We start from the raw sequence: 13,560 nt of genomic DNA on the forward strand, positions 1-13,560 counted from the left end.
TGTGCTGTAAAAACATCATCGCTTGAGGTGTGGTGTAAGGCATAAAAACTTTATGCATGGGGTGTTTTGATGAGAGAGTGTGGTGAATATTCAAGAGAGGGCTTTCTTGTATAATTTTGTGAAAGGAACCATATGAAATGGGAAGCTGAGAAGGAGCTATTTTTGAGAAGGCGGATTATTCATCAACCGGTTTAAGAAGGGGGGGCATCCTTTAATGTGTGGGAAGGAAGCCAAGAATAGGGCGTGTAGCACCCTATACTTATGTTTTTAAAGGTTTTAATTTTGATCAGAAATTAATTTTAAATTGCTTTTTGTTTGACAGATGTGAGAATTCTAAATCTTTTTAAAAGCAAATATTCCTCTTTGCTCGCTACAATTTCATCATAATGATACGGGATGTGTTTTTTTATGATGATATCAGCGTAAAAAAAGGCAATAGGGACATCCAATATATCGGAAATTTCCTTTAAACGTCCCGCGCTCACGCGATTTAAGCCTTTTTCATACTTTTGGATTTGTTGGAAAGTGACACCTAAATGATGCCCTAATGTTTTTTGAGACATTTTGAGCATTTTTCGCCTAAAGCGAATTTTTTTGCCTACAAAAAGATCAATATTAAGATTTTGAGTTTGCATTTTCCCCCTCCGGTTGCGAGCGCCCTCGCATTGGTATTCCGGGAGCTTGAAAACACTGAACCCTAGTCAGCATTTTGCTTTTAGTGCTTGGGGCACCTGGACATAGCAAAATCTCCCGGAATTCCGGGATACCCACACAGTGGGTTTATTTTTACGCTAGGGTTTCGGGTTTTCAAGGCCCTATTGGTCGTTGCGTATACGACCAATACATTTTCTAATTAGTAAAGTAATTTTAGGAGATTGGCAATAAAAATAGTTTTTCTTGAGACGGATAGATTTTTTAAATGAGAGGTTATTTGCCTTTCAACTTTTTAAAACCCGCTTACTAAACTCGTGTTTTCAGATTCGCTTTTTACAAAGGTAAACCTTGGTTTTTAAGCTCAAGGCACCGCCTATGGTGCTGTTCTTAACCAATAACCAAAATGACTTGTTTGATGCGTCTGAGATATCATGATGATAGGGGAAAGCTTTTATGAGTAAAGAGCCCTCATGCAAAATAAAATCAAAACAGAATAGATTTGGTTGTTGTATATCCATATGTTTGTTTAAGAAGATCTTTCTCAATGTTAGCGCCCATTTCACGAATGGCGTTTCGTAAAGTGTATAACGTAAAAGCCTCGATGAATGAGATAAAAGCTATTTTTTCTCTCTTCACGTGTTTTTATTTATACGCTCATCCCGCTTATAATGTGCAAGCGAATAATTTTGATTGATTCAATATAAACAGATTTGAAATGAGAAAAGATATTTTTTTCTCATTATGTATGAATAATAAATTATTATTATAAATCAATAATTCTATACTTAAGGAAGCGTTTTTTTAAGGAGTTTTTTGTTCGTTTTTAAGAATGTGCGTGTTTTAGATAAAAAACTGTATCAACGCAGTTATTGTTAGAATTAAAGTTTTTATGAGAAAAATGAGCATTGTGGAATGATAAGCTTTTGATATAAAGCGTTTTAGAACTTTGCACAACTTAACGATAACTTATTTATTTTGTCATTTCTTATGATTGCTATAAGCGATGCAAAGTTGGAATATGGTTTGAGAAAGCAGATGACACAAGTATTATCTTTCGGTAAGTAGTTTTGAAATAAAAGACAGCTTTAAATGATAAATAAAGATAGGTGCACCATGAATGAACTTACTCATATTGAGACTATTATAACGCATTATGATGCTGTTTTTTGTGATGTATGGGGTGTTGTGCATAACGGTGTACATGCATTTGAACCAGCATTGAAAGCATTGTATAAAATTCGAAAAATGGGAAAAAGTGTTATTTTATTAACCAATTCTCCTCGGCTACGGGAAGATGTTGCCGCTCAATTACAAAGCATGAATGTTCATCGTGACTATTATGATGCCATTATCACTTCAGGGGATGTAACGCGCGATCTCATTCGGACTGCTCCGCGTAAAGTTTTTTTTATTGGTTCACAACGTGATTTGGTGCTGTTTGAAGGGTTAGAGTGTGAATTTGTTGAAGAATGGGAGGCTTCTGTTGTCGTCTGTAGTGGTTTTCTTGAAGATTTTGACGAAGAACCCTCTGCTTATGAGGAGATGTTTCTTCGCATGCGGGCGCGGAATTTACCTTTTATTTGTGCTAATCCTGATGTGATTGTCCATTATGGAAATAAAGAATTTTGGTGCGCAGGTGCATTGGCGCGTCTTTATCAACAATTAGGGGGGGAGGTACGCATTGCTGGAAAACCTCACGCGCCTATTTATGAGTGTGCCTTTGAAAAACTTCAAAAAATTCGTGGAAGTGTGGAAAAAAGTCAAGTTTTAGCTATTGGTGATGGTCTTTTGACGGATATTAAGGGGGCGGTTCATTTTGGTCTTGATGCCCTTTATATTATGGGGGGGATTCATCATTATGATTATACGCAAAATGGTGTGGTGGATAAGCAAGCTTTGCATTCTTTTCTTGAACATCATGGTTATAAGCCACAAGCAATCATGTGGGCACTTCAGTAATGGCTAATTTTTTGCGTCTTCAGGGGATTCACATGTTTCCCTCGGCTTGGCGGGGAGCCGTGTTGGCACTTGGAAATTTTGATGGTGTTCATTGCGGACATCAGGTGGTGTTGCAAAAAGCGCTTGATTTCGCGCGAATAAAAAAGAAACCAGCAGTTGTTTTAACCTTTGAACCACATCCAAGAAGTTTTTTTCAACGTTCAGCTCCTGTCTATCGTTTGACAGAGGCAGCTGAAAAAGCTGAAATTTTTAAAGCCCTTGGTTTTAATGGCGTGATTGAACAGCCCTTTGATGCACACTTTGCCACTCTTTCAGCGGATGAATTTATCAAATCGATTTTAAAACAGGCTTTTGATGTTTCAGTTGTGGTGACAGGGGAAAATTTTCAATTTGGTCATCAGAAAAGTGGAAATTCACATCTTCTTTACCAAAGGGGAAAGAAATATGGATTTGAGGTTGTGCAAGTTCCTTGCGTTTCGCGTCTTCAAGATTCACAACAGTTGATTATTTCCTCTAGTTTTATTCGGCAGCTTCTCTCACAAGGGAAAGTAGAAAAAGCGGCCCATTTATTAGGGTATCACTATCGGGTATGCTCCAATATTATTCAAGGCGATAAACTTGGACGTCTTTTGGGATTTCCTACCGCTAATCAAATGTTGCCTCTCCAAGTTCGTTTGGCTCATGGTGTTTATGCGGTACGTTTGCGTCGTGCGAATGGTTTTTGGTATGATGGTGTTGCAAGCTTTGGTTGTCGTCCGACGGTTGTTAAAGATGGTGCGCCACTTTTGGAAACCTATTTATTTGACTTTAATGACGACCTTTATGGGGAAAGCTGTACCGTTTCTTTTTTCCAGTTTTTGCGAGGACAAGAAAAATTTGATGGGCTTGAACCTTTGATTGCACAAATGCACCGTGATGAAAAAAAAGCAAAAGAAATTTTAAAGACAGTACACCCATTATCAAAGTTGGATAGGCTGCTTACTTTTAAAAATATGCCCTAAACTTATCTGAAAAAGAGAGAAGAGCCGTAAAAATAGCACTTAAAGTGATTATAATCACAAAGAGATATTCCAAAACATCGTGGAATGTATGTTGTTTCCGTTGTTGAGAGGGAGAATCGAATATCTGAATATCTGATTTTGGCATTATCTTTTTCAAAGTTCATTGTATGGCTTTTGTTGTCATTCAACAGTTTACTGCTTGTTTCTTTCTGATCCGTTAAAACCCATCATAAAAGATGCAGTAAAGAATAAGCTCCAGCCTATTTGGCAATAATAGACGTGAAGAGGGAAAAAGGCTGTTTTTAAAATTTATTGCGATTTTAAGCTTATAGTTTGATAAAATTTAATCGACGACTTTTTTATTTCAAAAATTTATGGTCTCTTTTTTCTAATTTGTTTTATTATGCCGTATCGTCTTTTATGATGGTATCGGGTTTATGTAAAACCTTACGCACGTGATATTTGGTATCATATGATGAATATTTTTAAAAAAGGTTTGTTTGTTGAGTCTCGTGAAGTAGAGCAGCGGTTTTGTACTAACCAATTATGTAAACGAGAATGAAGCTGATGGAAAATTCTGTAAGTCTCGTTTCTCTCGTATATTGTGACAGGAAATTTACATTAAGGAGACTACGATCGATTGCAGAAAAAAAGAAATCATTGCGAGAAAGCAGGTGTACTTGTTTCAAAAATTTTTAAATGCTTTTGATTGATAAAGGCACAATTTGGTTGTCGTAATACGTAAATCTTTCAGATTCTCAAACAAAGAATTGTCCATATATCTCCTTTGTCCTTCACAAATATAACGCCTATAATGCAACGGGAAGGCAGTCTTGTAAGCGTATGAAAATGCAAAGCCAATTATGTCTTGTTGTTTTTTGATAGAAGTGTTGGATAAAAGTTGGGACATCTTTACAATCTATGCTCGGTTTATTCATGACTTTATGGTGTTGTTTTTCTCATAAAACTTTTGCTTTAGCGATCCTCAACGCGAGCAGGATGTTTGAGACAAAGATTAAGGCGTTTTAGTGCTCTCTTTGCTGTTACAGCTTTTATATACCAGATGGGGAGAGTCCTATTGCCATATTCATTTGGATAATCTCTGAAATCAATCTACAGCCTTATTGGAGAAAAATATGAAGTTATAAAAGGGGAAATCAGTCCAGATGACTGTCTTTTTTAAATTCGGCTTTGCCACTTTCAAAAGTATCCAGAGCAATATCTCTTAAATCATGAAAATAACAGTTTCAGGCTTTTCTTGTTCTTTGAATAGGCTATCACGTTCCACAGGTAAAATAAAATGCTGGAATATACTTGTGTTGCTAATTTATGCGCTTGTTTTAAAGCAATATCTCTCAACGCTTCCCATATCCATTTTCATGATGGCATTCATGAACGGTATCTTGCAAGCTCCGTTGAGCACTATCATTTTTATGCCTAATAAAAGAGCAATCCGGTATCATTAGTTATATTGATAAGCCTTTCTTCAGTGTTGTACAGTCTCGGCTATTTGAGAGCGTTTATGAGAGGGATTTTTTCTTAACTCGTTTTATTTCACACGAACTCTTCCTGCTTGTGACATGCAAGAAAAACGCTTTTGATTGATTCACTATAAATAAACTTAAGATGAGAGAATCTTACGGTATTAGGGTTTCTCACTCAATGTGCAAAATAATTAATTGTCATAAATCAATATGTTGAAATTAAGCATAGATTATGGCTTACAGCTTTTTTATAAAATATTTTTCATGCCTGTTATACGGAATATGGGTTTTCTGAGTGGTTTTACTTTTGTTTTAGTGTCTATGGTGTACGAATGAGCTCGTACTGGTAAAGGGAGAGACGAAGAAGGTGAAGCAGTGATAAAAGGTGAAGTGAAAATAAAATTCCTTGATTATCAGATGAATTTTCATGCATTTTATGGCTTCAGGTGTGCATGCTTGTTGTATATTTAACAGCACAGTTTGCTTATAGAGCTTTATGAAGTGGGCGAAGCCTGAGTAGAAAGCGCAAGACAAAGATTATTAACAAATTATTTTTTACAGATCGATGTGTATTTAAGTGTCTTCATCTTTTAAGGCGAGGAGGAAGTGCATGAAACCTATGTTTAAAGACGTGCTAAACGATAAAGATGCAGCGAGCGTGCTCCGTGATGGCAATAGGCAAGAAGAGGGAGGGGGGCTGTTTTTAAAATTGTTTGCATGGCTTCAACAGCTGACTTTTCTATAGTTGGAGGAGAAATGGGAATGTGATAGGCTTTTATACCATATTCATTTGCGACCGTTCTAATGCTAGAAAAGTCAGGTTGATGAAGCTCCTCGTGATCGGGGCGGTTGCAGATAATTGTTTTAAAGCCAGCTTGTGCCAATATTTTGATATTTTCTATGCTAATTTGGGCACTGATAAAAATATCAGGTTCAATTTGTTGTAAATTCATTTTTATTTATTCTCGATCGCACGATCTTTATGATATTCTCTAGTCTGGTATATAAAAGAACATAATAAAGGTAAGTTTTTCAATGGCATCTTAACAAAAATATTCTTTTTGTCGAGAAAATCTATTTGGGGAAAATGAGCTGTAAGATGCAAAATATCTCACTCCGCAACATGTTCGTTATTCAACCTTATGAAAGACGGCTGTTTGGTCTTTATGGATAATCTATTATGTTTACCAAACATAGACATTCCATTGTGTTGCTTGTTCACACGTTTGCTAGTGGTATCCTTATTTTTCTTAAGCCCATTTTACCCTGTCGAGCGTAAAGAGTATAAAATTCATTGATCACCACCCTCTTTACGCTTATGAAGAAGTAAGTTGGCACCATTGTTATATTTGTAGCCCCCAATGTTACTACAGTTCTTGGCTTTTGAGGCGGTTTATAAGAAGCATTTTATTCTTTCTTTAGGTGTTTTACCTATACGCCAGCCCCGCTTGTAACGTACAAGAGACATGATTTTGATTGATTTAATATCAGAGGGCATGAAATGAGAGAATCTTCCTGATTTCGGCTCTCTCATTTAACGTGCAAAACAATGAATGCTTCTTATAGTTTGTTGTATATTCAGAGTGAAGCTTGTTTGTGGAGTTGCATTAAGTGGATTGCATGAAGGGAGAAGCCCAAAGGGCAGGCGCGAGATAAGAAACTGGATCATTTACAGAGCATTGTTCACAGATCAACATGGATTTAAGAATCTTCGTTTTAGGGCGGGGGAAGAAGAGTGTGTCTCTTGTTTAAATTTATTTTTGTTATTCTCAAGAACATCATCTTCATAATGTTTTTTCTCATGCCAAAAGAATATTATAAAGACGAAATTGCGGGCTGTCATTTTATCCTAAAAATAGGAGAAATGGTTATTTTGCACGTATTGGAGGCTTGCTTCTTTTATTACTTTCTGTATAATCGTAAAAACGATAATGCTGAAAGGCGTAATAAATGATCATTGGACTTTTGAATCAAAAGGGAGGCGTAGGAAAGACTACGTTGAGTGTTAATCTTGCGGCCAGTTTTGCGCGTACCGGTGCACGGGTATTGCTTATTGATGTTGATCCACAGGGGAGCGCATTGGATTGGGCTGCTGCGCGTGAAGATGCACCTTTGTTTTCGGTTATTGGTTTACCACGTGCAACGGTTCACAAAGAGATTACACAGATTGGTCATGGTTATGATCATATTATTATCGATGGTCCTCCGCGTGTGACTGATCTTGCTCGTAGTGCTCTTATGGCTTCGGATTTGGTGCTTATACCTGTTTTGCCTAGTCCCTATGATATTTGGGCAGCCGATGGAATTGTAAAGCTGATTGACGAAGCACGTGTTTATAAAGAAAATCTTAAATCTGCTTTTGTTATTAATCGTAAAATAGTCAATACAGCGATAGGGCGTGATGTGAACGAAGCCCTTGGCATATACCCCGTGCATGTTCTTTCTTCTAGCGTTGCGCAGCGCGTGATTTTTGCAGAAGCAGCAGCACAGGGGAAGGCGGTTTATGAAGTTGATAAGCAAGGACCAGCAACAGCAGAGATTGAAGCTGTTGCAGTGGAAATCAAGGAGTTAGCGCGATGAATAAAAAAATTAAAATCGGCACGAAACCAACGAATAAATCAATTCCTTTAACGGCGGATGCATGGGTAGGAAGCTCCAAAGGGAGCATGAGTGGAGGTATGAAGCGCCTCACGATTGATATACCAGAAAGTTTGCATCGATTGATTAAGGTAAGTTGTGCAAGTCGTGGAACTAAAATAGCCGATGAGGTGCGCGAATTGCTTTCACAAAAATACGGAAAAGTGTAAAAATGATATATGATAATAAGTTTTCGTTGGTTGAATGCTTTTTCTAGAGATGATATCGGTCGTTTTTATACGAAGTTAATAATGATAAAAGCACTCTTCCTTTTTTATAAGGGCTGCTTTATTTAAGTTGTTTTTCATAAGGTTCTATATCATTTCATGAAAGAGCTATGAGTTTGAGAAAAATTCTCCGTTTCAAACTTTTTCCTATAAATGTGATAATCATCATACTACTTGTGATCTTATATCGCTAGATGAATCGATAAGTTTATTCTTCCATAAAAAGTTTCTTTATAATGATTTTAAACGTCAGGTTATTTTTTGTTTATTTGACTTAATACATGCGTAAATCATGTAATTAAGAGTAGCGTTGACTATTTTTTTCTGTTATGCAGCGATTCATTTTATTAAATTATATTCATGTTTATAAAGGGGGGATAAAAATAAATAAAATTTACTGATATTGGCGCGCTATAAGTTATTCCTAATACACAAAAGAAGTCATTGAGCATATTATAGACAGTATTTCTTACATTTATATGATTTTATAGTCTTAAATAGTTAATGCCAGTCGTAATGGTAGGCTTTTTTGCTTCAATTGAAATGTATAAGATCGCTTTTTTAGCATTTCTATTGGTATTTAAAAAGTGCAGGGGGACTTAAAGTTTTCTTTCTTTTCCGGTGGTTTAAGGAATGATAAGAGCGCAATCAGTTGATTAAAAGGTGTATTCTTTCGTTTGCAGGGAATTTGCAATGGATATAGGCATTACGAATTTTTGATAAGATTTTGTGCGACTTCTCATGATGAAGTGGTTTTTGAAAAAAATGATTAAAAGCTTTTTGAAAAATGCCAAGATATCAAAATTACTGCTGAAGTTTAAATATTTCAAATACAAAGAGCAGCCGTGCAGATAATGCTACAAATGTAAGTCTGATAAATGAAGCAGTTTTCATGATTTAACATGTTTGAGTTGAAAGTGTGCGTATTTGCAAAGGAAAGTTAGATGCAAGGTCACAATATAGGAGGGGATGTGACCCCAAAGATATTGTTAATAAAATATAAAACAAAGAGAGGGGTTAAATCATGAACAAGATCAGTATAACAGCGCTGTTGCTTTGCACGGGGCTTGTTACTGTTGGTTGTGAAAAAAACTACAGTGTTGAGGAATTTAAGAAAGATAAAAAATTGATGCAAGAATGGGGAAAGAAATGCGATAAAATGGGCCCCTCTGCTTTTGCAACCAAGAATTGTCAAAATGTCATGCAAGCCGATATGGAACTTTTTCAAGAGCATTATAGAAATCTTGCAAAGAAACTTCGTGAAAGTGGCAAAAAGGGGAATGAAACTGAAAAAAAGCAGGACAACAATTAAATCATAAAAATATATTGATAGCGGTGTTTTTCTTTGTACGCGATTTATCATCATAGGTTGGAAAAAATTGCGTACAGAAGTCGATTTTAAAATTTTTGAAAATGCACAATGAACCGAATGTACAATTTAATGGGATCCTAAATTGTGTCCTAAACTTTGTAAATTTGAAAAAAGGTGAATTTATTGATGAATAAAGTCATTATTACAACATTGCTGGTTTGTACTGGATTTGTCGTTGCTGGTTGTGAAAAAACTTATAGCGTAGCAGAGTTTAAGAAAGATCCTAAATTATTCGAGCAATGGGCAATGAAATGTATGATATCAGGGAGTTTAGATTCTCAAAATTGTAAAAACGCAGATAAAGCGTATCGTGAAGTTCATGCCCGAGATTGGCCTGGTGCGAGCTTTGTACATGATGACGAGAAAAAAAACGAAGATAAAAAGGAGGAAAATTAAATCATGAATAAAATTATTATCACAGCATTGCTGGTTTGTACTGGACTTGTCGTTGCTGGTTGCGAAAAAAATTACAGCGTAGCCGAATTCAAGAAAGATAAAACATTACTCGAAGAGTGGGTAAAAAAATGTGAAAAGATGGATCCATCGTCTATAAAGAAATCTAAAAATTGTCAACATGCCAGACAAGCGTATATGGAACTTATGTTTGGCATTAATTAAAAACATAAAATTCAATAAATTGTTCGATCAATAAGGAATTGGTTAGTTATTGATTACATTACGTTTTTTAGGATCTCTCTAACTTTTAGAGAGTCTTTTGATGACTTCAAGAATTAGCTGTTTACGATCTGTACTCTTTGTGTAAACGGATGCTATACTGTCATTTGTCTAGCCAAAAAGTGCTTTCAATTGTGATAGTATTGCATCCGAATGAGTTGCTACGTGTTATTGCTAATTTTTCAAAATATGCGCTGATTGTTTAATATTTTGGTTGCATGTATTTAAACATGAGATTGAATTTAGCTTTGGGGTGTTTTTCTGCCTTTGTCACAAATAAATGTTTTATCACACTAAGACCGGCTTTAAGCGTTGCGGCTAATTTCTGAAAAATTGGGAGGAAACATTTGTTTGGAATTTACTTTTCTCTGTTTTAATAAAGAGAAAAACATTCTGAATGGAATTATTATCGTTTTATACTCAAACTATTTTAAAAAATTGCTTTTGATTTGAGAATATTATAACATTAGTTAAGACGTGAGGCAGTTTTGCTAGGACGGTTTTGCTGGATGTGTGAGGAATTGAGCGCTCTCCACGCCTTTTCATTTTTCCCCTCTCTTTTTTGAGCTTGCAAGGTTTTCCCTTGCTATTTTTTATCTTAATTGTGTTATAATATTATCATGTTGAGCGGTGGAGCTCATGTAAAACTTTATATATGAGGTATTTTTTGTTCTCGAGTGTATGATGAATGTTTTTTGAATAATAGTTTGATTTATAAAGATAATTTAATTATTTTATGTTGAACAAGGATCTCGTTAAAATCTGTTTTAGGTTGAATCAATTAAAATCATCTACTTGCACGTTACAAGCATGGAGAGTCGTGTGGATAAAAACTGTTGAAGTAAGAAGTAAAAATGCCTTTTATGAATTATCTCAAGGACTAAAGGTTGTTGCAACATTTGGTGTTGGGAAGGTGTGTGATGGTGCTGGTTTATTCCCTCGCAAGTGTATGATGATGGTGTTCAATGGATTTATCATAAGCTTCTTGAAATGTTCCTTTAGAATTGTGATATGCCCTGAAGAGGAGCAACAAGAGGAACTTACTCAATAAGGAGACAAATTATTTACAAATCGGATCTGGTAGAAAATTTAGTTCTTTAAGGCGGGAATGAAGTTGAGATTCAAGGAGCGTGAAAAGACGGAAACTGATGGTTAAAAATGCATAAAAAAAGCAGAATTAATACTTAAATAGTCGCAAGCGATGTTTGAAACTGGGTGTATGATTTATCTGTAGAGTTAAAATTTTGCTTTGATTTTATGTAAAATTAAGATGATCATTTGCACAGATTACAAAAAGCCAAGAGAGTATGCTTAGTATATTTCTATTACGAGAACTAAAATAACAACAGAAGCATTCATGGTGATAATCAAGGTTGAATAAAGTATAGCGGCTTTTAGGAGATCAGCCATAAAAACCTCTTTCTGTTTTTTGAGGTGATTTTATGAATAACAATATGTCACAATCTGTAGTATATTCAGATACAATATATTCGACAAGCTTAAAATCGTTCCTTTTTTATGAAGGCTTGAGGAATTGGAGCACTGTGAATCCTAAAAAAGAAAGTTTTAAAGAGAATATTAATTGATTTTGTAGGTTTTGTGTTGCAGAAAACTTTTTTATCTTGTTATGCTATAAAACACTGTTATTTATAGTGGTAATATAAGGCATATAAGTTTTCTTGGAACGTTTAAGTATTTTTTAGTGTGCGATGAATATTTGTAGGTTTATTTGTTGAGCTTTTCGTTTAAGTGAATCACATGAGCGGAAAGTCAAGAGAAGATCGCTTGGCAAAAATTCGGACTGCTTACAGCGCAGATTGAGTTAAGATCTTGGTCCTTTAAGGCGCGCGGAAGAAGACAAAAATGTTTTCTGATCGTTTATCTCATAGCAAGAGTGTTAATGCTGCTCTAATGGGCATGTTTTGCACAAAAGAAAAGAACGTTCCAAATAAAATATACTTATGTTATATATTAGTATATTTTTATTGCATATTTATGCACTTGTTAAAAAAACAGCTCTCAATGTACACGACAAACATTTTACGATGACACTCGTAAATGGTATAACGGTAAATGTGAATGGTATAACAGTAAAGCTCTCGTGAAATAATATAAAAATCTATAGAGTACTACTATCTTTACACTTATGAAAGAGCAAGTCACTGTCATTGTACGCTTGCTTCCAATCTTTACTATAGACCTTGGCATTTGAGAAGGTCCATAAGAGGCATTTTTCTTTCAGTGTATTTTATCAACACATCAGGGCGCTGTTTGTGATGTGCAAGCGAGTGATTTTAATTTATTCAACATGGAATAGATTTGAAATGTGATGATTATGAAAGAGAAGAGCCGCATTTAGAAGGTTGGGAATGAGAGAAAGTTCGTAACAAAAATCGTACCTTGATTATGATTATAAAATGATTGTTTCTATGTTTTTATACCAGTAGCACATGTAAAGCCACGATATTAAGAGTAAACTGTGTTATGGAGTGAAGAAAGATGTTGTGGAAATTCTGAAAATATCAATGTGGGGAGCGTGAAGTATTATGCATTGGATAATATTTTGATTTATAATAATAATCTATCGTTATTCAACTTGAATTAGAGCCCTGAATACCGTAAAATTTTTCCATTCTAAATCTGCTCTAGGTTGAATCAACCAAAACCATGTCTTTTGCAGTTACAAGTGGGGAGGGTCCATGCGGAGCGAAACTGTACAAGAAAGGTATGCTTTTATGAACCGCACTTAAGTGCCAAGGGTATCGCAACATGAGGGGCTAGCAAAATATATGATGATGCTGGCTTGCTTCTTTTATTAAGCGTAAAGATGGACAGTACTCAATGGATTTTATACACGTCATGGGGGATTTATCATTATATTATTCATGGGACACGGCGTGAAATAGGCTTGGGTGCACTATAGATGTTTCTTTAAAACAAGCGCGTGAATATGCGATTGAAGACGTATCGAACTGATTGGCTAAGAAACTCTTGAAAATGTTCAAAAAATCTTATATAGTTGTTCATTGCAAAGAAAAGCGAATGATAATAAAAAAAGGGAGATTAATGGCTGTTTAGCTATTTTAAGATGTCTTTTTTAATATTTCTGTATGGCTGATCTGTTCAAAAGAGCATTCTTTTTGTTTTTTATGCGGAATACTGGATGTGTGCAGAAAGAGCAGGAGGGGGGTGTGTCTTTTTGAATGGGTGCAAACTAATTTTGTAGGGTGCCATCTTATGGGGTGCCAGAAGGTATGCAAGTTTAGGTGCAGAGAAAGCCATAAGGTTATGGAGGGTAAGATGCTGCTATCGTTAAAATGCTGAAAATGAGCTTAAGTCTTTGATATGCTGCGGTTTTTTGTCGGCTGGTAGTTTTTATGACCAAAGTTCTCGGGGGAGCGTTGTTGTTTTCTATTGAAAGCGTGCTGGTGATAAAATAGGCAAAGATAAAAAAGATAAAATCGGTAAGGCAAAATAGACCGAAATAGACAGAGAAAGTGTGGAATTTTCGATATTGCTGCGTAAGGCTTAAGTTTATAGCGTTTTGGTGG

Annotated in this window: 10 protein-coding genes; 8 read left to right on the forward strand and 2 right to left on the reverse strand. The window is 35.5% G+C overall.

Features of this window, described 5'->3' with window-relative positions; translation table 11 throughout:
* Positions 1-299: 299 nt before the first annotated feature.
* Positions 300-635: a helix-turn-helix domain-containing protein gene (locus ACFINF_RS07150; protein ID WP_375620276.1), complete on the reverse strand. Its 336-nt coding sequence runs from the start codon at positions 633-635 to the stop codon at positions 300-302.
* Positions 636-1,767: 1,132 nt separating this feature from the next.
* Between ACFINF_RS07150 and ACFINF_RS07155 the strand changes: the two genes are divergently transcribed.
* Positions 1,768-2,613, forward strand: coding sequence for a TIGR01459 family HAD-type hydrolase (locus tag ACFINF_RS07155; protein ID WP_375620277.1), 846 nt, complete (start codon positions 1,768-1,770; stop codon positions 2,611-2,613).
* Complete coding sequence (locus ACFINF_RS07160; protein WP_375620278.1) at positions 2,613-3,614, forward strand: bifunctional riboflavin kinase/FAD synthetase; 1,002 nt, start codon at positions 2,613-2,615, stop codon at positions 3,612-3,614. Before ACFINF_RS07155 ends, ACFINF_RS07160 begins: the two co-directional genes overlap by 1 nt.
* Before the next feature lie 2,107 nt (positions 3,615-5,721).
* On the opposite strand, the gene ACFINF_RS07165 is transcribed toward ACFINF_RS07160, so the two are convergent.
* Positions 5,722-6,051 (reverse strand): TIGR01244 family sulfur transferase, encoded by a 330-nt coding sequence (locus ACFINF_RS07165; RefSeq protein WP_375620279.1) that lies wholly within the window; start codon positions 6,049-6,051, stop codon positions 5,722-5,724.
* A gap of 997 nt (positions 6,052-7,048) precedes the next feature.
* On the opposite strand from ACFINF_RS07165, the gene parA reads away from it, so the two are divergent.
* The 6 genes from parA (at position 7,049) to ACFINF_RS07195 (ending at position 11,060) form a co-directional block, all read left to right on the forward strand.
* Positions 7,049-7,678 (forward strand): ParA family partition ATPase, encoded by a 630-nt coding sequence (parA, locus tag ACFINF_RS07170; protein ID WP_375620280.1) that lies wholly within the window; start codon positions 7,049-7,051, stop codon positions 7,676-7,678.
* Entirely contained in the window at positions 7,675-7,905 is a 231-nt protein-coding gene (locus tag ACFINF_RS07175; RefSeq protein ID WP_375620281.1) for a plasmid partition protein ParG, read from the forward strand. The genes parA and ACFINF_RS07175 overlap by 4 nt, the downstream gene beginning before the upstream one ends.
* A 1,081-nt stretch (positions 7,906-8,986) precedes the next feature.
* Positions 8,987-9,274, forward strand: a complete 288-nt coding sequence (locus ACFINF_RS07180) for an EexN family lipoprotein (protein ID WP_375620282.1) — start codon at positions 8,987-8,989, stop codon at positions 9,272-9,274.
* Between the two features lie 186 nt (positions 9,275-9,460).
* The gene (locus tag ACFINF_RS07185) at positions 9,461-9,730 is read left to right on the forward strand and encodes an EexN family lipoprotein (RefSeq protein ID WP_375620283.1); all 270 of its coding nucleotides are present in this window, start codon (positions 9,461-9,463) and stop codon (positions 9,728-9,730) included.
* A gap of 3 nt (positions 9,731-9,733) precedes the next feature.
* A complete protein-coding gene (locus ACFINF_RS07190) occupies positions 9,734-9,952 on the forward strand; it encodes an EexN family lipoprotein (RefSeq protein WP_375620284.1) in 219 nt (72 codons plus the stop codon).
* 877 nt (positions 9,953-10,829) lie between these two features.
* Positions 10,830-11,060 carry a hypothetical protein gene (locus tag ACFINF_RS07195; RefSeq protein WP_375620285.1) on the forward strand — a complete coding sequence of 77 codons (231 nt, stop codon included), beginning with the start codon at positions 10,830-10,832 and terminating at the stop codon, positions 11,058-11,060.
* Positions 11,061-13,560: the final 2,500 nt, after the last annotated feature.

This window comes from Bartonella sp. TS25HLJMH, assembly GCF_042193505.1.
Taxonomy (GTDB): Bacteria; Pseudomonadota; Alphaproteobacteria; order Rhizobiales; family Rhizobiaceae; genus Bartonella; species Bartonella grahamii.

What these genes read in the sequence shown, in the direction of transcription:
- ACFINF_RS07165 (WP_375620279.1), bottom strand. Translation starts at nt 6,051, where the DNA reads ATGAATTTACAACAAATTGAACCTGATATTTTTATCAGTGCCCAAATT.
- ACFINF_RS07155 (WP_375620277.1), top strand. Translation starts at nt 1,768, where the DNA reads ATGAATGAACTTACTCATATTGAGACTATTATAACGCATTATGATGCT.
- ACFINF_RS07160 (WP_375620278.1), top strand. Translation starts at nt 2,613, where the DNA reads ATGGCTAATTTTTTGCGTCTTCAGGGGATTCACATGTTTCCCTCGGCT.
- ACFINF_RS07175 (WP_375620281.1), top strand. Translation starts at nt 7,675, where the DNA reads ATGAATAAAAAAATTAAAATCGGCACGAAACCAACGAATAAATCAATT.
- ACFINF_RS07180 (WP_375620282.1), top strand. Translation starts at nt 8,987, where the DNA reads ATGAACAAGATCAGTATAACAGCGCTGTTGCTTTGCACGGGGCTTGTT.
- ACFINF_RS07150 (WP_375620276.1), bottom strand. Translation starts at nt 635, where the DNA reads ATGCAAACTCAAAATCTTAATATTGATCTTTTTGTAGGCAAAAAAATT.
- ACFINF_RS07185 (WP_375620283.1), top strand. Translation starts at nt 9,461, where the DNA reads ATGAATAAAGTCATTATTACAACATTGCTGGTTTGTACTGGATTTGTC.
- ACFINF_RS07190 (WP_375620284.1), top strand. Translation starts at nt 9,734, where the DNA reads ATGAATAAAATTATTATCACAGCATTGCTGGTTTGTACTGGACTTGTC.
- parA (WP_375620280.1), top strand. Translation starts at nt 7,049, where the DNA reads ATGATCATTGGACTTTTGAATCAAAAGGGAGGCGTAGGAAAGACTACG.